Origin of the sequence: Mycolicibacterium doricum, from assembly GCF_010728155.1 — a bacterium.
GTDB classification, from domain to species: domain Bacteria; phylum Actinomycetota; class Actinomycetes; order Mycobacteriales; family Mycobacteriaceae; genus Mycobacterium; species Mycobacterium doricum.
Window position 1 is genome coordinate 572,699 of record NZ_AP022605.1, and the last position, 21,792, is coordinate 594,490.

At 65.5% G+C, this 21,792-nt stretch carries 27 protein-coding genes and 1 pseudogene; 8 read left to right on the top strand and 20 right to left on the bottom strand.

Annotated elements, in window-relative coordinates:
• Positions 1-11: 11 nt before the first annotated feature.
• The gene (locus G6N07_RS02885) at positions 12-1,334 is read right to left on the bottom strand and encodes a DUF1800 domain-containing protein (protein WP_085192223.1); all 1,323 of its coding nucleotides are present in this window, start codon (positions 1,332-1,334) and stop codon (positions 12-14) included.
• A 250-nt stretch (positions 1,335-1,584) separates the two neighbouring features.
• Here G6N07_RS02885 and G6N07_RS20080 point away from each other — a divergent pair, with 250 nt between their 5' ends.
• Positions 1,585-1,806, top strand: coding sequence for a PASTA domain-containing protein (locus tag G6N07_RS20080; RefSeq protein WP_263858052.1), 222 nt, complete (start codon positions 1,585-1,587; stop codon positions 1,804-1,806).
• A 67-nt stretch (positions 1,807-1,873) separates the two neighbouring features.
• Here G6N07_RS20080 and G6N07_RS02895 read toward each other — a convergent pair whose 3' ends face one another.
• From G6N07_RS02895 to G6N07_RS02915, 5 genes are all read right to left on the bottom strand, one after another.
• Entirely contained in the window at positions 1,874-2,773 is a 900-nt protein-coding gene (locus G6N07_RS02895) for a cyclopropane mycolic acid synthase family methyltransferase (protein WP_085192225.1), read from the bottom strand.
• Positions 2,774-2,946: 173 nt separating this feature from the next.
• Complete coding sequence (locus tag G6N07_RS02900; RefSeq protein WP_085192231.1) at positions 2,947-3,816, bottom strand: cyclopropane mycolic acid synthase family methyltransferase; 870 nt, start codon at positions 3,814-3,816, stop codon at positions 2,947-2,949.
• Between the two features lie 133 nt (positions 3,817-3,949).
• Positions 3,950-4,891 carry an alpha/beta fold hydrolase gene (locus G6N07_RS02905; protein ID WP_085192226.1) on the bottom strand — a complete coding sequence of 314 codons (942 nt, stop codon included), beginning with the start codon at positions 4,889-4,891 and terminating at the stop codon, positions 3,950-3,952.
• A 1-nt stretch (position 4,892) separates the two neighbouring features.
• On the bottom strand, positions 4,893-6,281 hold the full coding sequence (locus G6N07_RS02910; protein WP_085192227.1) for an ABC1 kinase family protein: 1,389 nt from the start codon (positions 6,279-6,281) through the stop codon (positions 4,893-4,895).
• Between the two features lie 52 nt (positions 6,282-6,333).
• Complete coding sequence (locus tag G6N07_RS02915) at positions 6,334-7,560, bottom strand: acyltransferase family protein (protein ID WP_085192228.1); 1,227 nt, start codon at positions 7,558-7,560, stop codon at positions 6,334-6,336.
• Positions 7,561-7,802: 242 nt separating this feature from the next.
• On the opposite strand from G6N07_RS02915, the gene G6N07_RS02920 reads away from it, so the two are divergent.
• Positions 7,803-8,123, top strand: coding sequence for a hypothetical protein (locus tag G6N07_RS02920; RefSeq protein ID WP_085192229.1), 321 nt, complete (start codon positions 7,803-7,805; stop codon positions 8,121-8,123).
• 181 nt (positions 8,124-8,304) lie between these two features.
• Positions 8,305-8,622 (top strand): annotated as a pseudogene (locus G6N07_RS02925) (transposase); the annotation flags it as partial.
• Positions 8,623-8,643: 21 nt separating this feature from the next.
• Here G6N07_RS02925 and G6N07_RS02930 read toward each other — a convergent pair.
• From G6N07_RS02930 to G6N07_RS02990, 14 genes are all read right to left on the bottom strand, one after another.
• Positions 8,644-9,228, bottom strand: coding sequence for a hypothetical protein (locus G6N07_RS02930; RefSeq protein ID WP_133055565.1), 585 nt, complete (start codon positions 9,226-9,228; stop codon positions 8,644-8,646).
• A 199-nt stretch (positions 9,229-9,427) separates the two neighbouring features.
• Complete coding sequence (locus tag G6N07_RS02935) at positions 9,428-9,688, bottom strand: ATP-binding protein (protein ID WP_163784069.1); 261 nt, start codon at positions 9,686-9,688, stop codon at positions 9,428-9,430.
• Positions 9,676-11,268: an IS21 family transposase gene (gene istA / locus G6N07_RS02940; RefSeq protein WP_244949037.1), complete on the bottom strand. Its 1,593-nt coding sequence runs from the start codon at positions 11,266-11,268 to the stop codon at positions 9,676-9,678. Before istA ends, G6N07_RS02935 begins: the two co-directional genes overlap by 13 nt.
• Positions 11,265-11,567 carry a hypothetical protein gene (locus G6N07_RS20085; RefSeq protein WP_244949038.1) on the bottom strand — a complete coding sequence of 101 codons (303 nt, stop codon included), beginning with the start codon at positions 11,565-11,567 and terminating at the stop codon, positions 11,265-11,267. The genes istA and G6N07_RS20085 overlap by 4 nt, the downstream gene beginning before the upstream one ends.
• The gene (locus G6N07_RS02945) at positions 11,548-11,706 is read right to left on the bottom strand and encodes a helix-turn-helix domain-containing protein (protein ID WP_163784073.1); all 159 of its coding nucleotides are present in this window, start codon (positions 11,704-11,706) and stop codon (positions 11,548-11,550) included. Before G6N07_RS02945 ends, G6N07_RS20085 begins: the two co-directional genes overlap by 20 nt.
• Positions 11,707-11,996: 290 nt before the next feature.
• On the bottom strand, positions 11,997-12,635 hold the full coding sequence (locus G6N07_RS02950) for a DUF6973 domain-containing protein (protein WP_197913008.1): 639 nt from the start codon (positions 12,633-12,635) through the stop codon (positions 11,997-11,999).
• On the bottom strand, positions 12,632-13,285 hold the full coding sequence (locus tag G6N07_RS02955; protein WP_133055570.1) for a hypothetical protein: 654 nt from the start codon (positions 13,283-13,285) through the stop codon (positions 12,632-12,634). The genes G6N07_RS02950 and G6N07_RS02955 overlap by 4 nt, the downstream gene beginning before the upstream one ends.
• 6 nt (positions 13,286-13,291) lie before the next feature.
• Positions 13,292-13,414 (bottom strand): hypothetical protein, encoded by a 123-nt coding sequence (locus G6N07_RS20650; RefSeq protein ID WP_263858019.1) that lies wholly within the window; start codon positions 13,412-13,414, stop codon positions 13,292-13,294.
• Between the two features lie 275 nt (positions 13,415-13,689).
• Positions 13,690-14,190, bottom strand: coding sequence for a lantibiotic dehydratase (locus tag G6N07_RS02960; RefSeq protein WP_109749326.1), 501 nt, complete (start codon positions 14,188-14,190; stop codon positions 13,690-13,692).
• A 387-nt stretch (positions 14,191-14,577) separates the two neighbouring features.
• The gene (locus G6N07_RS02965) at positions 14,578-15,129 is read right to left on the bottom strand and encodes an Rv0964c family protein (RefSeq protein WP_133055569.1); all 552 of its coding nucleotides are present in this window, start codon (positions 15,127-15,129) and stop codon (positions 14,578-14,580) included.
• Positions 15,130-15,151: 22 nt separating this feature from the next.
• A complete protein-coding gene (locus tag G6N07_RS02970; protein WP_085192443.1) occupies positions 15,152-15,457 on the bottom strand; it encodes a WXG100 family type VII secretion target in 306 nt (101 codons plus the stop codon).
• A gap of 124 nt (positions 15,458-15,581) precedes the next feature.
• Entirely contained in the window at positions 15,582-16,574 is a 993-nt protein-coding gene (locus G6N07_RS02975; protein ID WP_085192442.1) for an oxygenase MpaB family protein, read from the bottom strand.
• 199 nt (positions 16,575-16,773) lie between these two features.
• Entirely contained in the window at positions 16,774-17,373 is a 600-nt protein-coding gene (locus G6N07_RS02985) for a DinB family protein (RefSeq protein WP_085192468.1), read from the bottom strand.
• 62 nt (positions 17,374-17,435) lie between these two features.
• Complete coding sequence (locus tag G6N07_RS02990; protein ID WP_085192441.1) at positions 17,436-17,987, bottom strand: nucleotidyltransferase family protein; 552 nt, start codon at positions 17,985-17,987, stop codon at positions 17,436-17,438.
• Between the two features lie 53 nt (positions 17,988-18,040).
• Between G6N07_RS02990 and G6N07_RS02995 the strand changes: the two genes are divergently transcribed.
• The 5 genes from G6N07_RS02995 to G6N07_RS03010 all read left to right on the top strand — a co-directional run bounded on the left by G6N07_RS02995 (position 18,041) and on the right by G6N07_RS03010 (position 21,512).
• Positions 18,041-18,808 carry an endonuclease/exonuclease/phosphatase family protein gene (locus tag G6N07_RS02995; protein ID WP_085192440.1) on the top strand — a complete coding sequence of 256 codons (768 nt, stop codon included), beginning with the start codon at positions 18,041-18,043 and terminating at the stop codon, positions 18,806-18,808.
• 63 nt (positions 18,809-18,871) lie between these two features.
• Positions 18,872-19,012: a hypothetical protein gene (locus G6N07_RS19675; RefSeq protein ID WP_165756777.1), complete on the top strand. Its 141-nt coding sequence runs from the start codon at positions 18,872-18,874 to the stop codon at positions 19,010-19,012.
• 277 nt (positions 19,013-19,289) lie between these two features.
• Complete coding sequence (rplJ, locus tag G6N07_RS03000) at positions 19,290-19,817, top strand: 50S ribosomal protein L10 (protein ID WP_085192467.1); 528 nt, start codon at positions 19,290-19,292, stop codon at positions 19,815-19,817.
• A gap of 50 nt (positions 19,818-19,867) precedes the next feature.
• Entirely contained in the window at positions 19,868-20,257 is a 390-nt protein-coding gene (gene rplL, locus G6N07_RS03005) for a 50S ribosomal protein L7/L12 (RefSeq protein WP_085192439.1), read from the top strand.
• Positions 20,258-20,429: 172 nt separating this feature from the next.
• Positions 20,430-21,512 (top strand): ABC transporter ATP-binding protein, encoded by a 1,083-nt coding sequence (locus G6N07_RS03010; RefSeq protein WP_085192438.1) that lies wholly within the window; start codon positions 20,430-20,432, stop codon positions 21,510-21,512.
• Positions 21,513-21,792: the final 280 nt, after the last annotated feature.

Below are 21,792 nucleotides of genomic sequence, written 5' to 3' on the forward strand. Positions count from 1 at the left end.
GACTCCTTAAGTTAAGACACCAAGTACTCGGGCGTATTGGCCGCGGAGGCAACCAGTGCGGGGGCATTCGCACGCAGCGGCTTCAACGCTTCGGCGGTGCCGTTCGACCACGCCCCGATACCGAGGAGATATCCGACAGCATCGAGTCGATCGCTGGCTGACGCATTCTCAACGACGCTGATGTCGCCGTCTCGAACTACTTCGGCGGCGGAACGCAATCTGATGCCGGCCGCCGCGGCGGACAACCAACTTTGCCCCCCGGCCCACCCGCCGACGCTCGGTGGATAGAAGGGTAGCTGCCCCAACGACTTCAGAGTCTTGGTGGCCCTCTTCACCCGTTTCGAATCATCGATCGGCGCGTTCAACGCGCGGTGCAGCCCGATAAGCCACTCCACCGGACCGATGACCACCGTAGTGTCGCGGTCGAAGAATGCAGGATCGGTCAGTACCGCCTTGGTGAGCGTCCGCAGGTTGCGGTCAGGACCGTACGCAGCCATCAGGCGCTTCAGCGTCGCGCTCTTCGGCTTCGAGTCGGACGCCAGTTGTTGCCACAGCCTGCCGGCGATGAAACGCGGGGAGTTCGGGTGAGAAAGCACTGCGTCACAGAACTTGACCGTGTCGAGACTCCCCTTCGTGCCCAGGACCGTCTTTAATTTGACGTCTTGTCGTTCAGCCACCAGAGCCGTGGTGCCGTCATCATCGACCGTCCAACCCGTGAGGGCACGTGCGCCCTCACGAACGTCCTTCTCCGAATACCCGTTACCGTGCCCTAACGCGAACAGTTCTAAAAATTCGCGGGCGAGATTTTCGTTTGGCGATCCCACGCGGTTCGTCTGCCCGTCCAGCCACCGCACCATGGCGCCGTCGGTCAACATCGCGAGCGCCAAGTCGCGGAAGTCGCCGAGGCACAGCGACCGAATCTTCTCGTTCTGAGCCGCCATGAACGCTGGATATCGGACTTTGTCGAGCGACGTAGCAAAGTGGTTGTGCCACAACAAGGTCAGCTTTTCGACGAGAGGCTGCTCGACGCTGACCAGCCGCTGCAGCCACCAACCCATGAGGTCCGTACGGCGTTCTGCGATGTCCTTGTTGTAGGCCTTGCGGATCGCTGTCGTGGTCTTCTTTTCGGGCTTGGCTGCCTTGATCTCAAGATCTGGAAGGGGAGTGGCAGCCCAACCGGGATCTTTACTTGCGTCGATGCTCAGCGCCTCGTCGATGTAGGTTGCGAGGTCTTTGGTCTTCAGAACCGTGTCGACAGCCGCACCGGTCGTGCCAAAGCCGCTGCGGCGCAGGACTCGTGCTGCATCGATCCACTCGGTCGATTGTGTAGACACCGGCGATTCTCCTCCCACGCACGAACGCGCCCTTTGTAAGGGTAGAGCTCATTGCTTCCCTGATCCAACGAGCCACCCCGGACACAGTCCACCATTCTCGCCGGCGATCAAACGACCATCAGCTACCCTGTCCGCAGGCACTCGTAGAGGGGATTGAATGAAATATCGCATTGCTGTCGGCGCGGTCGTATTTGCAACGTCACTGGCGCTCAGCGCTCCGCCGGCCATCGCGGCGCCGACAACGTGGGAAATGCCGGACGTCCGTGGGATGAACCTCGACGCAGCGGCGGAGGCCTTCAATGCGGCGACAGAAGGCAGTGGACTGGTGCTCACGCCCGTGAATCGATCCGGACCTGGGGAGGTCATCAATCTGACCAACTGGACCGTCTGCTCGCAGTCACCGAAGGCGGACGGGAAGCTGACGGCGAAGTCGAAGCCAGCCGTCGGCGTCAACCGCCCGAACAACTGCTGACCGCAGCACCACAGCGAAAAGTTACCCCGCCACGGCGAGAGTGGCGGGGCGACTTCGCCAGTAAGCCCTACGCCGCGGCAGCGCCCGGCTTCAGGTAGGTCACCAGGCTCACGTCGAGCGCCTCGTCGACGAAGTAGTACTGGCAGCCGGTCAGGTACTTCATGTAGCGGTTGTAGTTCTCCTCGCCCGCGGCGGCGATCGCCTCGTCCTTGTGATTCTCCAGCCGAGCCGCCCAGATGCCCAAGGTCTTGATGTAGTGGTTGCGCAGCGACAGCGTCTCGGGCACCACGAAACCGGCTTTCTCGCCGCGCTCGACCATCATCTCGGTGCTCGGCAGCCGCCCGCCCGGAAAGATCTCGTCCATGATGAACTTCGCGAAACGCGCGAGTTCGAAGGTGATCTTCTTGCCGCGGGCCTGCAGATTATCCGGGTGGTACGCGCAGCTGCTCTGGATCGTCATGCGGCCGTCGTCGGGCATGATCTCGAAGCACGTCTTGAAGAAGTCGTCGTAGCGCTCGAAACCGAAGTGCTCGAACGCCTCGATCGACACGATCCGGTCGACGGGGGAGTGGAACTGCTCCCAGCCCTCCAGCCGCACATCGAAGGTGCGCCCGGTCTCCACCTGCGACAGCAGCTGATTGCAGTAGGCCTGCTGGTTCCTGCTCAGCGTCAGCCCGATGACGTTGACGTCGTATTTCTCCATGGCCCGCTGCAGGGTCAGCCCCCACCCGCATCCCACCTCCAGCAGCGTCATCCCCGGCTTGAGGTCCAGGCGGTCCAGGTGCTGGTCGACGTTGGCGACCTGCGCTTCGGACAGCGTGACATTCGGCCCCGTGAAGTACGCGCAGCTGTACTTCCGCGTCGAATCCTGGAAGAGCCCGAAGAAATCGTCCGACAGGTCGTAGTGCGCCTGGATCTCCTCGAAGTGCGGCCGCAACTCCTCGGCACCGGTTGTCTTGTCAGACATAGTCCGCAGTTCGCCTTCCTCGCGACACGTCAAATCGTCGTTCTCCCATTGTTTCGTTGCCCGCACCCTACCCGCCGCCGGGTGGCCTCAAGGCCACCGCGGCACGTGTCGGTCAACCCGGCCGCCGGCTGTTTGACGCCCGCGAAAGTTCGGAGCTTTGCTGCCCGCTGCGGCTACTTCACCAGGGTGAACTGGTTGACGTCGGTGTAGCCCGTGCGGAACGCGTCGGCGCACCCGGTCAGGTAGTGCATGTAGCGGTCATAGACCTCCTGGGACTGCACCTTGATGGCCTCGTCCTTATTGGCCTCCAGCGCCGCCGCCCAGTGGTCGAGCGTCTTGGCGTAGTGCGGCTGCAGCGACTGCTCGCGCGTCAACGTGAACCCAGCCTTGCCGGCGTGCTCGCCCACCAGTTCGATCGTCGGCAGGTAACCACCGGGAAAGATCTCGGTGAGGATGAACTTGATGAACCGCGCGACCGAGAACGTCAGCGGCAGGCCCTTGTCGATCATCTGCGGGATGGTCAGCGCCGTGATGGTGTGCAGCAGCATCACCCCGTCGTCCGGCAGCACCCGGTAGGCGGTGGTGAAGAAGTCGTCCCAACGGTCGCGGCCGAAGTGCTCGAACGCGCCGATCGACACGATCCGGTCGACGGGCTGGTCGAAGTCCTCCCAACCCTGCAGCAGCACCTGCTTGCTGCGCGGGCTGTCCGACGCGGCGAACACCCTCTCGACATGGGCGTGCTGATTCTTGCTCAGCGTCAGTCCCATGACGTTGACGTCGTACTTCTCCACCGCCCGCATCATGGTGTAGCCCCAGCCGCAGCCGACGTCGAGCAGCGTCATCCCGGGCTGCAGGCCCAGCTTGCCCAACGCGAGGTCGACCTTGGCCCGCTGGGCCTCCTCCAGCGTCATGTCGTCGCGCTCGAAGTACGCGCAGCTGTACATCTGCGACGGGTCGAGGAACAGCCGGAAGAAGTCGTCGGACAGGTCGTAATGGGCCTGGACGTCTTCGAAATGCGGCTTCAGCTTGCCCGATCGTGCCATGGTGATGCCCTTCCCGGCGAGTGAGGCTCGCGTCGGCGTCACCGGTCGACTGCCCACATCGGCCCACCTGCACTCGACTGGGGATGCTAGCCGATCAGGCGCCACAGCCCAATTACGAAAATCTTTCCCCGGGTCAGGGCCGTTCGGCGAACGTGGTCTTGAGTTCTCCGACGACGTCGTCCCACAGCGGCTCGGGCAACTCGTGACCCATCCCGTCGTACAGCACCAGCCGGGCGTTCGGGATCGCCTTGGCGATCGCCTTGCCGCCCGACGGTCGCATCAGCTTGTCGGCCTTGCCGTGGATCACGACCGTCGGCGCCGTGGTCTGCTTGTTGTAGTGGCGCAGGCTGCCGCTGCCGGTGATCGCGTTGAACTGCCGCGCGATGCCCTGCGGGTAATACGACCGCTCGTAGAACGCGACCGCGTCGGCGCGCAGCGCCTCGTCGCTCAACGGATAGCCGGGGCTGCCGATGATCTTGCTGACGCGGATCGAGTTCTCGATGATCACCTCGCGCGGGGCGTCCGGCGACGGGCCCCTGATGACCGCCAGCAGCTGACGCGGCCCCGGCGGCGGCAGCAACGGCTGGTTGTTCGACGAGAAAATCACCCCCAGGGTCTTCGTGCGCTCGGCGTGGCGCGCCGCGACAATCTGCGCGATCATCCCGCCCATCGAACCGCCCACGATGTGCGCCTTGTCGACACCGAGATGGTCGAGCACCGCGACGGCGTCGTCGGCCATGTCCTCCAGCGTGTACACCGCCGGGCTCTTGAGGCCCAGCAGCGAGCGCACCATGTTGCCGACCTGCGAGCCCAAGGTGTGCTGCCCGTCCAGATGGGTGGACAGCCCGACGTCGCGGTTGTCGAAGCGGATCACCCGCAGCCCCTGGTCGACGAGCTTGCGGCAGAAGCCTTCGCGCCAGAACGTCAGCTGCGCGCCGAGGCCCATGATGAGCAGCACGGCCGGGTCGCTGGGATCACCCATGTCCTCGTAGTGGATCTGCAGCTCACCGGGGCCATTTCCCCGGTCGCTGCGCTCCTGCCCTCCGACGGAGGCCTTGCCTTCCCGGACCTGCACCCTAGACCTCCAGCTCTTCGTCTTCGTCGGCGTGTTCCTTGTATTCGTGTTCCTTGTGCTCACGGCTGATGTCGACCATGAAGTTCGCGAAATACCCGGTCAGCTGCGGGTCACTCATCATCTGCCACTTCGGCGCCAGCAGCTTCATGTACCGCTCGACGTAGAGGAACTGCTTGCCGATCAGCACCAGCTCGCGGGGCAACTTCACGTCGTAGGCGTCGGCCAGCGCCGAGAGCTGCCTGCCGATCTGGGCGTAGCTCATGTCGCCCAGCGTCGACATGGTCAGCGGGGTGGTGAACTTCTCCAGGTCCCTGGCGGCCTCGGCCTCCGGCTTGACCGTGCCGACCGCGCCCATCATCACCACGATCTTGCCCGCCGCGGCGTGGTCCTTGGTCACCAGCAGCGCGTACACCAGCTCGCGCAGCAGCCAGCGGGTGCGCGGGTCGATGCGGCCCATGATGCCGAAGTCGAAGAACACGATCTTGCCGTCGTCGTCGACGTAGAGGTTGCCGGCGTGCAGGTCACCGTGGAACAACCCGTGCCGCAGCCCCCCTTCGAACAGGCTGAACAGCAGCGCCTTGACCAGCTCGGTGCCGTCGAAGCCCTTCTTGCGGAGCGCGGCGGCGTCGTCGATGCGCACGCCCGACACCCGCTCCATGGTGAGCACCTTCTCGCTCGTCAAGTCCCAGTACACCTGCGGCACCCGGATGTTGCGGCCCAGCGGCGAGGCGTGCATGTGCGACACCCACGCATCCATCGACTGCGCCTCGAGGCGGAAGTCGAGCTCCTCGGCGAGGTTGTCGGCGAAGTCGGCCACCACGTCCTGGGCCGAGAGGCGCTGACCGAGCTTGGCGAACTCGACGATGCGGGCGCCGCGCTTGAGGATCTGCAGATCGGCGGCGACGCGGCGGCGGATGCCCGGGCGCTGGATCTTGACGACGACCTCTTCACCGCTGTGCAGGGTCGCGTAGTGCACCTGCGCGATGGACGCCGAGGCGAACGGCTTGTCGTCGAAGGACTTGTAGAGGCTCTCCGGATCGTCGCCGAGCTCGTCTTTGAACAGTTGGTGAACAGCTTTGGGGTCGGCCGGCGGCACCCGGTCGAGGAGGCTGCGGAACTCCCGGGACAGCGATTCGCCGAACGCACCCGGACTCGACGCGATGATCTGCCCGAACTTGACGTAGGTGGGTCCGAGATCGGCGAAGGTCTGCGGGACCTGTTTGACGACCTTCTGCGCCAGGTTGCCGCGTCCGCCGAGCGTGGTCAGGACGCGGGCGCCGGTGCGGGTGACCTGCCACCCCGTCACGCCGATGCGGGCGGCTTCGAGCGGTAGCGGCACCCGGTCCAGCCTGGGCACCTCTCGGTGCTGGGTCTTTCGCGTGGCACTCATGGTTTCCAGTGTGGCAAAGTGCACGGGGCGGCGAGAAAAGGTGTGCCCCGCGTCACAATCCCTCGGAGACGACGGTGGTGGTGTGCGGTGCGTAGGCGTCGGGGCGGGCCGCGAAGGCGCACAACCCGACCGCGATCAGGACCAGCGCGCCGACGGCCGCGGCCTTCGTTCGGTGCTCCACCTGGAACACCCCATGCTGCAGGTCTTTGCGCGCCTGGCGGAAGGCTTCCTTGCTCGCGCGCCGCAAGGGCGTTTCGACGAAGTGGTGACAGGCGACGGCGAGACCGAACGCGAACGCCAGCACGCAGATGTCGAAGTACGGGCCGCGGTCCATCAGCGCCGCGAGGATGACGATCACCGGCCAGTGCACCAGGAACAACGCGTAGGACAGGTCGCCGACGTAGGTGCTCACCCGGTTGTCGAGCAGCGGCTGGAACCGCGGTTCACCCCCGACCCCGGCCGCGAGGACCAGCGCGGCGCCGGCAACCGGCAGCAGCGCCCACGGCGCCGGGAAGCCCGCGGCGGGCACGACGAACACGCTGGCGCCGACCAGCAGCAGGCCCGCCCAGGACAGCAGCGGCTTCACGGCGGGCGGAACCCTGGCGAGCTGCGCGGCCGCCATGGCAAGCAGCGCGCCGACGCCGAGTTCCCATAGGCGGGCGAAGGTGTCGAGGTAGGCGAGGGCGGGATCGCTCGCCGTTTGGTACAGCGCCCAGCCGAAGGAGGCGACGGTGAGGACGGCCGCCGTGGTGATGTGGGCCTTCCGGGCGGCGAGCACGCCGACCGCCAGGAGCAGCAGCGGCCAGACAAGCCAGAACTGTTCGGCGACCGACAGGGCCCAGAAGTGCGCGACCGGTGACGCGCCGGTGCCGTCGACCGCGAAGCGCCAGTTCGCCACCCCGAAGAACGCGAACACGGCGTCGGTGCCGGTGGCCCGCGCTTGGGCCGGCGTGAGAACGAGCGCCGAGGCGACGTAGGTGGCCAGCAGGACGACGGCCGCGACCGGCACGATGCGGCGCAGCCGGTTCCAGTAGAACGACGTCAGTGTGGCGGGCGTGTCGGAGGTCAGCAGGCTGGTGGTGACCAGGAAGCCGGAGACCACGAAGAAGACGTCGATGCCGACGAACCCTGACCGCGGCCAGTCCCAGAGGTGATGGGCGAACACCGCGAGCACCGCGACCATCCGGAGTCCCTGGATGTCGAGGCGCTGGTTCGCGCGCTCAGCGCGGCGCCGCCGCCGCCGCGCGGCATCGCGGTACCGGTCCACGATCGTCGCCATGAAACCCCCCTGAACGATTGCCGCAAAGCGTGGCCGCAGATCACAGGGCGACTTTGACCGCCGGAAAGATCATCGCAGAGCCGAGACGGTTATGCATCTGCGGTGTGACGTGCGGTAGCTGTTCATGCACAGCTGGGGAAAGGTTCACCGCCGTGTCGGAGAAACCCACCAGGTTGAGGGGTAGCCCGGGTTCCCCCGGGTGGCCGGTGTCCCGGCTCTCCGAAGAAAGATCAGGTGTCGAGATGACGAAGCGTGTAGCAGGAACCGTCGGCGCAGCGACCTTGCTGATCGCCGGCACCATCGGGTTGGCTGCCCCGGCGGCAGCGGCATCGTCGTGGGAGATGCCGGACGTCGAAGGGATGATCCTCCAGGAAGCCTGGGACGAGATCGTGTCGACGACCGACGGGGCTGTGGTTCCCGATACCGCCGCCGCCGACGGGACGCCCTATGAGCAAATCAACCTGACGAACTGGGTGGTGTGCGAGCAGTCGCCGTCAGAAGGCGACGAGTTCTCCGCCGAGGAGCCGCCGGAACTCGAGGTCGCGCGCCTCAACGGCTGCTAGCGACGCCCGATCGGGTGTTGCACCGCTCGAGTCGGTTCCATTCAGTCTTGATCAGCCACATGGCGGCGAACTCCTCGTGCCGCTGCAGGCCCAGCCGAATGCACAGCAGGTGGCTGGCGCTCTGCAGTGAATCGCCCTGGAAATGCTGGAGGCTCCTGACCTTGGAAACGAGGATGGAGTCATGCCGAAGGAACAGTCGCCTGGGAAGCCGACGACACGTAGATACAGCTCGGAGGAGAAGGCCGCCGCGGTTCGGATGGTGCGGGCGTTGCGGACCGAGTTGGGTACCGAGCAGGGAACCGTGCAACGGGTAGCCCGCCAGCTGGGCTACGGTGTCGAGTCGGTACGGATGTGGGTGCGCCAGGCAGATATCGATGAAGGATTAGCTCCAGGGGTATCGACCGCAGAGTCGGCCCGGGTCAAGGAACTCGAGCAAGAGAACCGAGAACTCAAGCGTGCCAACGAGATTCTGAAGCGGGCAGCGAGTTTCTTCGGGGCCCCAGCCCCTCATACCGTCTAACTAACAGCCCAAGTGAATCGTCTGGTCGGGGCGGCCGCTTTCGTCCACGGTGACGTCTATCCGCTCGCCACGGCCTAGATGCACGCGCACAGTCCTCGGCCCGACCCATTCGATCCCTTCGAGCCTGTTGCTGTCGAGGTTGACGCAGCCAAGATCTTTCCCGCGCGACAACAGTCCGTTCTGGGTACGAACACTCAACTCCCGCGTGGGGTCGATAATGTTCTGGCCCTCGTAAACGATCACTTCCATGCTGCCGTCAGGTGAGGGGTGACGCGACAGCTCGTCAGGGTTCTCGCCAAAGGCCATGGCGAGGTATGCCAGGCCGACCACAACAACGCCCGCCATCACGAACAGGACCATGCCGACGGGCTTGAGCACCCGATGCCGGATGCCCACCCCCCACGCGATCGCAAGCGAGGCACAGCCGGCTGTACCGAAGATGAATGGATGGTGCAGCCAAGGGCGCAACTGGTAGTAGTCGTTCACCAACAGCCCGGCAACCGCTAGCACCCACAGCAGCACACCGAGCACTGCCACAACAACCGCAGCTGTACGGAACCGATAGCTCACGGTATCGCTCGCCAAGTTCTGCCTCACATCCTCATCGGTTTCCCTGGTAACTGGATATCACGCTCAGTGAAGGCCACTGTTCCGTTGGTCGGTGAGCCATCGCGCCGCTGATTGGTGGGCCGCTGCTCCGGTGTGGGGCGAGCCGCGTGCGTCTTGGGCTTGGGGTAGTGCCGGTGGGACGGGCCAGCTGGTGGTCCGCCCCACCGGCGGCTGGTCAGCCGGGCAGGCCGAAGTGCTTGCGCATTGATTCGTCGCAGGTCAGCACGGTGGCATGGGCGTTGGTGGTGATGCGATCGATAATCGCGTCGGCGAGGATCTTCTCCTCCATGCGGTCGTGCCACTGGCCGGGCGGCAGCTGGGTGCAGTAGATCGTCGATGCCGTCTTATGCCGTCGATCGATCAAGGTGTGCAGCTGCTGAATCTGCTGGCGGCTCGGCGTGGTGAGGAACCAGTCATCGATGATCAACAACTCCACCTTGACCAGGGTGTCCAGGCAGCGTTTGCGCCCCCGGTGCGTTCGGCGATGGTGAGCCGGTCGAACAGTTCACCGGCCGGCAAGTACAGCACACTGCGGTATTGCTGGCAGGCCTTGTTGCCCAGCGCGCAGGCTACATAGGTCTTCCCGGCGCCGGTCGGGCCCTGCAGGATGACGTCCTGACGGTTTTGCAGGTAGTTGCCGACGGCGAGGCGGGCGATCAGCTCGGCATCCACGTTGCGGCCGGGCATGGCTTTGATGTCAGCGATGTCGGCGGCGGGTTGGGCCAGTGCTGCGTGTCGGCGCAGTCGGTGCAGCTTGCTGTTGCGGCGGCGTTCGTATTCCCAGTCGACGGCCATCTTGACCATCTCCGGGCCGGTGGGCGGTTGCGCACCGGTGACGGCGGCGAGGTTCTCGAAGTACTCGGCCATGCCTGACAGGCGCATCGCCTTGAGCCTGTCCAAGGTCTGCACGTCGATCATGATTGGCCCCGCCCTGGCCGTAGTAGTCGGCGCCGCGCACGAAGCCGGCGTCACCGAGGGACGCCACCGGTGGTGGATCGGCAGGTTCCCACGTGGCCCATAGCTTCTGATCAGCGTGTAGGACGGTGCCGGTGTCGCGCCCAGCGCCCGGCCACAGGTGTCTTCGAGCCGAGCCGCACCGCCTTGGCGTTTGGCCAATGCCATCACCCCCAAACACGACCGGTAGGACTGCTCGACGATCGTGCGGGAGGCCAGGATCGTCTGGATCGACGCCATGGTGTTCGGGCCGATGGTTGCCGCCCACTGCTCGAAGCGGGCCGGGCTCCAGTCGGCCAGTCGGTGTCGATGCCCGGCAGGCATGTGCTCGGCCACGGTGGCATACCGGCCGCGAACACCTTTGAACCGGACATGGCAGGCCACGCGTTCGGTGCCGACGAAGACCTCCACGGTGCCTGAGGTCAGGCGCACATCCAGACTCTGCCCGATCAGCGTCGATGGCACTGAGTAGAAATTGCGGTCCACTTGAATGTGATAGTTCGGTCCTGCCTTGGCTTTTCGTAGATCCGCTAACTCGAACCGCACCGGCGGCAAGGGATGCAGCAGTGGCTGCTCGTCTCGTAGGAATACGATCTGCCTGGAGTCCTCCCGCTTCTGAAATGGCCGCGCATTGATCGCCTCGACCACATCGAAGAGGGCCTCGTTCAACTCGGCCAGGCCCACGAACCTGCGATCACGCAGCACCGCGGCGACCTGGTTGGCGACGAACCGCACGCTGCCTTCCACGACCGGCTTGTCGCGCGGCCGCTTGACCCTGGCCGGGATGATCGCGGTGCCGTAATGCTCGGCCAGCCCGGCATAAGCCGGGTTCAGCGCCGGTTCGTAGCGGTCGGCCCGCGATACGCCGGTGCGAAGGTTGTCCGGGACCAGCAGTCGGGCCGTGCCGCCAAAAGCCTCGAATGCGTGCACATGCGCATCGATCCACGACACCAGCGTCATATCGGTGAACGCCTCCACATACGTGAAAGCCGAAAACGACAGCGCGGCCACGAACAGCCACGCCTCGGTCGCCGCACCGGTCAGCGGGTCGGCGAAGCTCATCGCATCACCGGCCCAGTCGACCTCGATGGATTCGCCCGGGTGCGCACGATGCGCATCGATGCCCCCGTCGCGGCCACCCAGCGGCGGTACTGTTCGTTGAAGAACGAGTACCGATACGGCACTCCACCGCTGGCCCGGCACGCCGCGACGTACTCATTCCACAACAGCAACAGCGTCACCGACGGGCGCCCGAGTTCGCGGTGCACATGCTCGAAATCCGGCGCCACACGGTCTGAGTCCGGCCTGATCGGTGCGGGCAACAACCGGTGGCGGACCTCGTCAGCAGCGAGGTCCGCCACCTCCCAAGCCCACGCCGGCCGCAGTTGCGGCTGCGAACACCGACGCCACGGTGTTGCGCGAGCAGCCCAGCACATCGGCGATACCGCGCTGACTCACCCCTTCTGCACGTAGCCGCAGGATCTGTTTGTAGTCGACCATCGAAGGCGACCCCTTTCGTCACGTCCGCGTCCCAATGACGCGGACCGACGAACGGTCGCACCCACAACATCAGCGGCACCACGGCTCATCCGCCACCGGCATAGTGGCTCACCCCGCAACGGAACGATGGCTCACCCAACCCCGGAACAATGGCCCTAACCAGCCGTAATATCCAGTAACTCACCGTCTTCGCATTCAGCAAGTCGCATGCTCGGCGTTCACAGGACGCAACCCCGAACGCGCGGCAACGCAGACCGATGACCGATTGATGTCCGTGTTCGTCGGAATGGTCAGTATCCCCCTGCCGTCGTGCCGTATCCACCCGGTTGTCCGGGGTCGTAGCCTCCTCGCGGATGGGGGATCGGCACTGGACCGGGTGCATTGCCCGCAACCGGAACGCTGCCGCTGGAATCACCTGTGGGGCCACCCACTGGGATTTCATTGCTCCAAATCACGCCTTGTCCATCGGGGCGGATCACGACCGTCTCGCCATTGCGCACCGCCTGCTCGACCATGCCGGCGAGCTGCTCAGGAGAGGCATCTGGATTGGCGGCCGCGATTCGACGCCCGACCTCGTTATTCCATAAGTCCATCGCCTCGTTGGAGGCGTTGTTGTCAGGGAGTCGCTCGTGCGCTGTCGTGAATTGGCCCGTCCACTCTTCCCCGAACCGCTGGGTCATCAGGGCGTTCCAGTAGGCGTGTCGAAAGGCGTCGTTGTGGTTGTTGACCTCGTTACCGCTGGGTGGAGCAAACCGCGAGTTGGCCTCGGCCCGCGCGGCCTCCTTGATCTGCTGCATGTCGCGCTGCCCCAATAATCCGAGATCGTCGAGCATCCGCGCCTCGCCGGCGGTGACGCTTTGCGCATCTGTGAAAATGCTCGCCGGCCATGGCGGCTCCCAGTCGACCATGCCATCGGGATCTTCTGTCACCTGATACCGCTCGAGGATCCCTCCAGGGTCGGTTTCCGATCTCCATCTTCTGGTGATTGCTTGAAGTCGACTGCCTGGATTACGTCGGGCTCCTCGGGATATGGGGCGTGGTCGGGTGCCTCTGGTGGGAACGTGAAGCCATGCACGCCAGCGGTGGCGCTGGTGATCTTGGTGGCGACTTGTTGGTCAAGTTCGGCCAAACCGGCAGCGGCGGCGCGGATCTCGGCAGTGAGCGCATTCGCCTGAGGCTGTAGGGCCATCGCTTGCGCGACCGGCCTTCCCCGCACGTAAGCATTCACTGTGAGGTCTTCGCGTACCTCGAATCCCGCCGCGCGCGCGTCATCAACGGCACTGAGGACCCGCTGCTTGGCGGCGGTCAGGTCGCTTGCTCCGGCACGGGCAACCGTAGCCGCGTCCCGCAACCGCCAGGCCGCCCCGCGCATCTGCATAAGATCGCCGTCGGCTCGATCCACCGCGGCATCGCGCGCTTGCCCCTCCCACCCAGAGGCTGCGAGTTGCTCGCGAACCCCGGTGAAAGTCTGCAGCCACGCATCGGCGACGGTGGTCCAGTGTTCCGCGGCTTCGTGTAGGTGGGTGACATCCCAGGCTTCGATCTGCGACAGGGTCGGCACAGATGAGGCCACTGCCAAGGCCACCTACGCCTCCAGGGCCTGTCCGGCGATGTGCAGATCCTCTGCCGCGCTCGCGTCCCGGTCGTTGTAGACGGTGCCGGCGGAAGCGAGCTTCGAGGCCGTCGCGTGTACCCGTGCCACAGCCATAGACGTGATCACGGCAGCGTCCGAGTGAACCCGCACTCACCGCAGCGCTGGTGGCCTGAACCGCCGACCCGATACCGGCAGGTGCGGCCAAGCCGACGAGCTGACCAGCCATCGAATCGCTCTCAGCGGCGAGCACACCAAGCTCGTCGGTGTTGACCCCCAGCAAACCCATAGCGAGCATTCTAGAGGTTGAATTCGTGGTCGCCTGCGGCACCTGCGCGGCGTATGGACGGATCCCATGACAACGTGCGGCCTCGGTGCGCGCCGCAGCAGCGCTAGGCGAACGCATCGGGGTATGAGCTCCGGTAGTAATCGACGACGGTATCCACGGCCGCGTCGGCGCTTATGTCGCCGGCGCCGACGCGCAAGCAGAGATCCCGAACCCATTCCACGACTGGAGGGCCAACCGATAGTCCGATGATTGCATTGAACCGTCCCCGGTTTTCGGCGCACATGCCGAACCGCGTGCGCCTGGTGCTCAGGCGTATCGCGTACTTCAGCAGTGCCTTGTGCAGGCGCTTGCGCTTCTTCACGGGCGTGTCGGTACCCGAGGGCGCCAGGAGCTTTTCGACCTGGGCCGCCAGCACCGGGCTGGCGAGCAGCACCGCCTCACGGATCCCATCGCCCGACCACAGCCGCGCGATGGCGTCGAGGTCACCACACTCGACGGGATCATCGGGATAGTCGGCGACCTTCCCCAGCGAACACCGCACGACCACGGTGTCGGATAATGCCGCCGAGTCCGGGTGAGGATGTTGCCCGGGTATTGCGGTCATTCACGCACATTCATGACAAAGCGAAATCGAAATCAAGGCGGGGACCTTGCCTGCGTCATCGATGTACGGGTCCCGAAGGCGCCTCAGCCTTGAAAGAACTCCTGAACAAAATCACCAGACTGAGCACGATGGTTACCGACGCGACGTAGCTATAGGGGCGGTCCATGAATGGAATGCTCAGAATAATGGCGCAATCGATCGCCAATACGATTTTGGGTCCATGTCATACCCACGTCCCACGACGGGTCAAAAACACGAGCAGCACGCAATACGCCAGTAACGCCAGGATCCACCAGTAGTCACCCATATCCTCGAACATGGCTCCGTCCTACCTGTACTCGTCGTCCCACCTGTACTCGTCGCAGTGCGCAAGTTCTTGATCGACTCCTATTTGCAATGCTTGCCTTTCGATCCCTGTGGGCGCGCGTATTGCGTATCCAAGTCGAAATCGTCGCGCTTGCCCTGCATGGCGTTTGCGAGGTGTCCATCGGCCAGATCGGCCGCATGCCGGATCTTGTCCACGCTGTGCTGCCCTATGAGGGCGACGTCCTCCACCAACTTGCGGTGGGCCGGTGACAGCGACGACACGTTCGGCGGCGGCACCACACGGCTGTTGGCGGCGTCGACGATGATGCCGTACTGCCCGAGTGTCGACCTCAGCCGCGCAAGGTGGGCCTTGATCTGCCGAACCTCATCAGCCGCAATCGTGGCGGCCTTGCTGACCGTCGCCACAGCCTGACCGTGCTGATCAATACCAACTGCCAGCACCTGCGTACGCGCCTGCGCGGCATCGGCGCCGGCACCTTGCCAGCTGTCGAACGCCGATAAACCCTTCAACCGCGAACTGGCCTGCTCGGCTGCCCCCGCGCGATCTGCGAGCGCCGCACTGACTGCACTGATCGACTCGGGACTCCACTGATCGATATCCGATATTGACAAGCCCACCGAATAATCGCCCTTATCACATGTTCTCGGCGGCTTGACGCACCGAATCCGCGCCCGACTCGTCGACCAAACCGTACTGATTTGCCGCCGCGGTGAAGTTGTTTCCGTGCTCGATGAGAATCTCGGCCAGAGTATTCGTCGCCTCTTGCCATTCGGCTGCCATCGACGCCAACGCATCGGCCGACTTGCCCACCCAACCGGACTGAGCCGAAGCAATGTGGGTGTCGCTGTCAGAGAGAGCGGACTTCACGGTCGTGGCGATGTCACCGACCTCGACGGCCGACCGGTGAACCTCCGACGGGTTTACCCTCAGCTCACCCATGCATCACCCTCCAGCGCCCGTACACCCTGTCGGCGTCCTTCGATTCGTTCACCTTACCCGCGGCAAACGCACCCGACCGGCACCAACCATCGGGCTCGCGGCTCAACGGCTGCGAGTGGGCCGCTCAGGCGAAGCTGCGCTCGATCTCGTCGCGGCTGAGCTTCGGATCTGACCCGAGGACATACGTCGGCACGGTGTGCGGGACGGTGGTGCCGCCCTTGACCCGAGCGTGCGCCTGCTGGAATTCGGGCGCCGGTCCGGCCGCGGCGTGCAGGCCGTTGATCACACCCCACACCGCGGCGCGCCGGGCGGTGCGCTCGACGATGTTGGGGTCGCTGTGCTGGATCAGCTGCTTGGCCCACTTCGGCATGGTGTCGCGGATCGCCCAGTCGAGGATGCTGTGCGGCAGCGCGACGTTCGGGCCGGTGGCCATCGCCGTGCCGTGGGTGACCGCGAGCCTGGGCAGGTACGACTTGAGGCACTCGGCGGTGTCGGCCTTGGTGGCGGGCAGGTCGGTACCGCCGAGCGCGTGACCGATGCGGACGAACTCGCCGTAGTAGCGGTCGATCTCTCTGCCGCTCAACGGGTTGGGGTGGTAAAGCTCGTGCGCGGTCGCGATACCCCACACGACGGTGGCGTAGTTCCAGCGCAGCCAGTCGGGATCATCGGCGTCATAGCGCAGCCCGTCGGGGCGCACCCCCTTGACGGTGTGGTGCATGGACCTGACGGTGGTGGCCAGCCGCTCGGCGGTGTCCGTCGACCCGTAGGCCGTGCCGATGAAGAACGCCACCGAATGCCCGAGCCGCGCCATCGCGCCGGCGGGGTCGAGGCGGCCGGTGGCGGTGCCGCTCTCGTCGCGCTCGACCAGGCGGGAATGGTGCATGCCCATCCAGAAGATGCTCGGGTCCAGGCGCTCCATGTACGCCGCGCACTGCAGGCCGAAGATCAGCGCCTCCATATGCGAATGAACCCGCCACACAGCGCTTTTCGGGCCGAACCAGCCCGGGTCGCCGGCCGGGGTTGCGAACTCCATGCCGCGGAAGTAGTTGCGCCGCATACCGCCGTAGTCGATGCGTCCGCGCAACCACTCGGTGAGGATCTCGTGCGGCATGTCCACGGTGGCCTCCGGGTCCGGTGTGGCGACGGCTGTATCCACCGTACCGCTTGGCGACCGGCGCGCCGAACGCCGCGCGCTGTTGATCGACGCGGCGTTGCGGCTGTTCGACCGCTGATTCCCTGTGCCGAGCAGACGCAAATGTGCTGCAAAACCCGCAATTCGGGTACATTTGCGTCTGCTCGCGGGGAAAAGGCGCCCGTTACACCGTTGTCGGCCGCCAGCGCCGGACGAAGTCCGTCTCAGGCCACCCTTCGTTGGCGGCCATCAACTCGTACATCGTCGCTTGGTCGATCGACTCGCGGATGATGTCGGCGTGCCCGGCGTGACGCGTCAACTCCTCGACGAGGTGCAGCGCCACCCAGCGCACCGACCAGTGGTCGACGTCCTTCGGGAACCACGGCACCTCGTGCGGCACCGGGACCGGGGTGTCGAGGTCGGCCCCGCCGAACACCCGCAACGTCTCGGCGTTCTGTACGCGCAGAGCATCGAGCAGTTCCTCGAGCGTCTCGTCGTCCCGCATGACGTACTGGTCCTGGTAGTCGCGCATCTGCTCCTCGACCGGCCGCGGGTCCGGCGGCGGGAACTCCGGCGCGCTGGCCGCCCGCTGCGTCCACCCCTGCTGCACACCGGCGGCGTGTTTGACCAACCCGCCGATCGACAGTGCGCTGACCGACGGCGCCGAACGGGCCTGCTCGTCGGTCAACCCATAGGCGACGGAGAAGAACGCGTTCTGGTTGAACGCGAGGAATTCGACCAGACTCTGGCGTTCGTCGGCGGCGGGCGGGGGCATACCGGGCATCAGCGGTTCTCCTTCGAGGTGGTGTGAACGTTTACCACATGGTTCGTCGGCCACAATCGCCGTCAGGCCGTGATGCCGAGCCGGTCGGTGAGCACCAAAAACGTACTGGCAAAGGGGTTTTCGGCGGTGTCGGCGCGCACTTTCGCCCAGTCGACGCACTCCCGCACGGCCCGCGCGGCGGGCAGCAGCGCCGAATAGTCACACTGGTGCTCGTTGAGCGAGTTGAGCTTCTCGGTCATGACGTGGGTGGGCGGCAGCACCCGCATCCGGATTGCCAGCACGTCGAGTTCGTTGGCGGCGGCCACGTCCTGCGCCGTCACCGGTGTGCCGTTGAGCGCGTGCAGCACGTCGATCACGAAGTCCTCACCCACGCACGCCTTGAACAGCCAGTCTTCCGGGGTGCGCTCGATACGGAACCCGGCTTTCTCCAGCGTCAGCGCCGCGGACTCGGCGTCCTCCTCGGCGACGACGAAGTCCACGTCGTGCACCGGTTCGGGACCCCCGTACGCCCACAGCGCATAGCTGCCGGCCAGCGCGAAGTCGGGGCCGTGCGCGCGCAGCGCGGAGGCCGAGCGGCGCAGCGCATCGCGCAGCGCGTCGTTACGGGCGGACATCGGCCTCCTTTCACACGTGTCGGTACGTCGTCGGGGCGGGTACCCGTTACCCCATGCGGGTCGCGACATTCAACATTCTGCACGGGCGCAGCATGCACGACGGCGACGTCAACCTCGACCGGTTGGCCGAGTCCATCGGCGAGCTCGACGCGGACATCCTCGCGCTGCAGGAGGTGGACCTCGACCAACCGCGCTCCGGCCAGGCCGACCTGACCGCCGTCGCGGCCGAGGCGATGCGTGCGGTCAGCCACCGGTTCGTCGCCGCGATCTCCGGGACGCCGGGGGCGACCTGGATGGCCGCGACCGGCCGCGAGCAGCCCGGGACCGCGGCCTACGGCATCGCGCTGCTGTCCCGTTTCCCGGCCGAGACCTGGCAGGTGGTGCGGTTACCCCGGATCCCGGTGCGCTTTCCGATGTACCTGCCCGGACCGAACCGCGTGCAGGTCGTCAACGAGGAACCCCGCGCCGCGATGGTCGGCAGCTTCGGCACCCCGCTGGGACCGCTAACCGTCGCCAACACCCACCTGTCCTTCGTGCCCGGCTGGAACCGCGTGCAGCTGCGCCACCTCGTACGGGACCTGCGTGGGTTTGGCGGGCCGCGGATGCTCGTCGGCGACCTGAACATGAGCCCGCCGACCCCGGCCCGGTGGGCGCGGATGCGCCCGCTCGGCGAGGCGCTGACGTTCCCCGCCGACGCGCCCGACCGCCAACTCGACCACGTGCTCACCGACGATTCGCGGTTACGCGTCGAACACTGTGAGGCGGTGAGCCTGCCGATCTCCGATCACCGCGCGCTCGTCGTCGACATCACCCGCGACTGATGACCGACCCGGGCGCCGCGGCGCTCGCGGTTGCCCGACGAGCGCACCGGGTACGCCACCGGCATGACCGCTCCGTCCGAACCCCAGCCCGACCAGACACCCAACCCCGGCACGCCGAGCGAAACCCCCGAACGACTCACCCCCGCCGAGACGCCCGAGCGGCTGACACCCGACGAGGCCCCCGAGCGGCTCTCGCCCGAATAGCGCGTTTTGGCTGATCGCGGCTTCGTCCGCTATTCTTTGTCTCGTTCCACCGAAGACCGTCGGTCACCGATGAGCGCTTGCGCGAAGAGCACGTAGCGAGAGCAACTCGGTTGAAGGTCCCGGATCAGTCCGGGCGGCCCACGCAGGAGGACGAGGCACGTGATCTGTTTGCGCCCCGACCTGTCTGCGTCGGGGCGTTCGTCGTTTCGGCCTTTCCTTCGCTTCGGTGGTGCATCCGATTTCCACCATTCCCAACACCGACCACAGGGAGGTCTGCATGGCCAAGGCTGACAAGGCCACGGCGGTTGCCGACATCGCCGAGCAGTTCAAGGAGGCGACGGCCACCGTCGTCACCGAGTACCGCGGCCTCACGGTGGCCAACCTCGCGCAGCTGCGTCGATCGCTCGGGGAGTCCGCCACCTACACCGTCGCAAAGAACACGCTGGTCAAGCGCGCCGCCGCCGAAGCCGGCATCGACGGCCTCGACGAGCTGTTCACCGGCCCCACCGCGATCGCGTTCGTCAAGGGTGAGCCGGTCGACGCCGCCAAGGCGATCAAGACCTTCGCCAAGGACCACAAGGCGCTCGTCATCAAGGGCGGCTACATGGAGGGCCGCGCGCTCTCCTTGGACGAGGTCAACCGGATCGCCGACCTGGAGTCGCGCGAAGTGCTGCTCGCCAAGCTGGCCGGCGCGATGAAGGGCAACCTCGCCAAGGCCGCCGGGCTGTTCAACGCCCCCGCTTCGCAGGTCGCCCGCCTCGCCGCGGCGCTGCAGGAGAAGAAGTCCGCTGAGGAAGCTGCGTAGAAGCTTCATCACCACCCCGCAAGCAGAAGAAAACTAGGAAGGACCAAATCATGGCCAAGCTGTCCACTGACGAATTGCTCGACGCGTTCAAGGAAATGACGCTGCTGGAGCTCTCCGAGTTCGTCAAGCAGTTCGAGGAGACCTTCGAGGTCACCGCCGCCGCGCCGGTCGCGGTCGCCGCTGCCGGCCCCGCCGGTGGCGCCCCCGCCGAGGCTGCCGAAGAGCAGTCGGAGTTCGACGTCATCCTCGAGAGCGCCGGCGAGAAGAAGATCGGCGTCATCAAGGTGGTCCGCGAGATCGTCTCCGGCCTGGGCCTCAAGGAGGCCAAGGACCTGGTCGACAGCGCGCCGAAGCCGATCCTGGAGAAGGCTGCCAAGGACGCCGCCGACGCCGCCAAGGCCAAGCTCGAAGCCGCCGGCGCGACGGTCACCGTCAAGTAGTCCACGACTACACGCAACCGCCCGGGATCTACCGATCCCGGGCGGTTGCGTCGTATTGGCCACCCTGCCGCCGGGTTCGGCACAGACGCCAAAGCTCCACGCGGTGTGCGATACAGTGACACAAGCCACAGGGCAGGCAGAGGTGGCAAAAGCACTCTGGGAAGGACCGCGCGTGGGCATTGGCATTGAGGTCGAGGGGCTGACCAAGTCCTTCGGGTCGGCGCGAATCTGGGAAGACGTCACCCTTGAGGTGCCCCCCGGCGAGGTCAGCGTGCTGCTTGGCCCGTCCGGCACCGGCAAATCGGTGTTCCTGAAGTCGCTGATCGGGCTGCTTCGTCCCGAGCGCGGCAAGATCATCGTCGACGGCACCAACATCATCGAGTGCTCGGCCAAAGAGCTCTACGAGATCCGCACCCTGTTCGGTGTCATGTTCCAGGACGGTGCGCTGTTCGGCTCGATGAGCCTGTACGACAACACCGCTTTCCCTTTGCGTGAGCACACCAAGAAGAAGGAAAGCGAGATCCGCAAGATCGTCATGGAGAAGTTGGAACTCGTCGGCCTCGGCGGCGACGAGAACAAGTTCCCCGGCGAGATCTCCGGCGGTATGCGCAAGCGTGCCGGCCTGGCCCGGTCGCTGGTGCTGGATCCGCAGATCATCCTCTGCGACGAGCCCGACTCCGGTCTGGATCCCGTGCGTACCGCGTACCTCTCGCAGCTGTTGATCGACATCAACGCCCAAATCGACTGCACGATCCTGATCGTGACGCACAACATCAACATCGCCCGTACGGTCCCCGACAACATGGGGATGCTGTTCCGCAAGCACCTGGTCATGTTCGGGCCGCGCGAGGTGCTGCTGACCTCCGATGAGCCGGTGGTGCGCCAATTCCTCAATGGCCGTCGTATCGGGCCGATCGGTATGTCGGAGGAGAAGGACGAGTCGACGATGGCCGAAGAGCAGGCCATGGTCGATGCCGGTCACCACGATGGTGGTGTCGAGGAGATCGAGGGTGTGCCGCCGCAGATCCAGGCAACCCCGGGTATGCCCGAGCGTCGTGCGGTCGCGCGACGCCAGGCCCGCGTCCGCGAGATCCTGCACACCCTGCCGCCCGCGGCGCAGCAGGCGATCCGCGAAGACCTCGAGAACACGAGCGGCTACCAGAGCGCCGACTATCCGGACGAGTCGACGACCCATCAGCGCCACCACGAGGAGGACGCGCCTACGGCGTCGATCCCCGTGGGACGCGAAGTCTGACCCCCGTCGATCCTGAGATTTCCACAGACAAGATCACGTTATCTCTTGACGGACACCGTTTGACGGGCCAGTCTGTTGGGCAGCATGTATGCACCGATTGAGGACGCCAGCCAGCGCCTGACCGGTCGTGTCGTACGGCCGATGTATGGCTGCCGAGGACGCTGATTGAGAATTAGGCGGACGTGCGCTATTGTTGGACGTTGCGCTGGCTGCGTCCTGCCCACCTCACCTGCACCCGACACCGTGGTCCTAGCCTGAGCCCGAACTCTGCTCAGTGATC

What these genes read in the sequence shown, in the direction of transcription:
- G6N07_RS02995 (WP_085192440.1), top strand. Translation starts at nt 18,041, where the DNA reads ATGCGGGTCGCGACATTCAACATTCTGCACGGGCGCAGCATGCACGAC.
- G6N07_RS20080 (WP_263858052.1), top strand. Translation starts at nt 1,585, where the DNA reads ATGCCGGACGTCCGTGGGATGAACCTCGACGCAGCGGCGGAGGCCTTC.
- G6N07_RS02910 (WP_085192227.1), bottom strand. Translation starts at nt 6,281, where the DNA reads ATGAGTGCCACGCGAAAGACCCAGCACCGAGAGGTGCCCAGGCTGGAC.
- istA (WP_244949037.1), bottom strand. Translation starts at nt 11,268, where the DNA reads ATGAGCTTCGCCGACCCGCTGACCGGTGCGGCGACCGAGGCGTGGCTG.
- G6N07_RS02920 (WP_085192229.1), top strand. Translation starts at nt 7,803, where the DNA reads ATGACGAAGCGTGTAGCAGGAACCGTCGGCGCAGCGACCTTGCTGATC.
- G6N07_RS02960 (WP_109749326.1), bottom strand. Translation starts at nt 14,190, where the DNA reads ATGACCGCAATACCCGGGCAACATCCTCACCCGGACTCGGCGGCATTA.
- G6N07_RS02970 (WP_085192443.1), bottom strand. Translation starts at nt 15,457, where the DNA reads ATGGGTGAGCTGAGGGTAAACCCGTCGGAGGTTCACCGGTCGGCCGTC.
- G6N07_RS20650 (WP_263858019.1), bottom strand. Translation starts at nt 13,414, where the DNA reads ATGGCTGTGGCACGGGTACACGCGACGGCCTCGAAGCTCGCTTCCGCC.
- rplJ (WP_085192467.1), top strand. Translation starts at nt 19,290, where the DNA reads ATGGCCAAGGCTGACAAGGCCACGGCGGTTGCCGACATCGCCGAGCAG.
- G6N07_RS02985 (WP_085192468.1), bottom strand. Translation starts at nt 17,373, where the DNA reads ATGCCCGGTATGCCCCCGCCCGCCGCCGACGAACGCCAGAGTCTGGTC.
- G6N07_RS19675 (WP_165756777.1), top strand. Translation starts at nt 18,872, where the DNA reads ATGACCGCTCCGTCCGAACCCCAGCCCGACCAGACACCCAACCCCGGC.
- G6N07_RS02990 (WP_085192441.1), bottom strand. Translation starts at nt 17,987, where the DNA reads ATGTCCGCCCGTAACGACGCGCTGCGCGATGCGCTGCGCCGCTCGGCC.
- G6N07_RS02900 (WP_085192231.1), bottom strand. Translation starts at nt 3,816, where the DNA reads ATGGCACGATCGGGCAAGCTGAAGCCGCATTTCGAAGACGTCCAGGCC.
- G6N07_RS02895 (WP_085192225.1), bottom strand. Translation starts at nt 2,773, where the DNA reads ATGTCTGACAAGACAACCGGTGCCGAGGAGTTGCGGCCGCACTTCGAG.
- G6N07_RS02945 (WP_163784073.1), bottom strand. Translation starts at nt 11,706, where the DNA reads ATGGTCGACTACAAACAGATCCTGCGGCTACGTGCAGAAGGGGTGAGT.
- rplL (WP_085192439.1), top strand. Translation starts at nt 19,868, where the DNA reads ATGGCCAAGCTGTCCACTGACGAATTGCTCGACGCGTTCAAGGAAATG.
- G6N07_RS02915 (WP_085192228.1), bottom strand. Translation starts at nt 7,560, where the DNA reads ATGGCGACGATCGTGGACCGGTACCGCGATGCCGCGCGGCGGCGGCGG.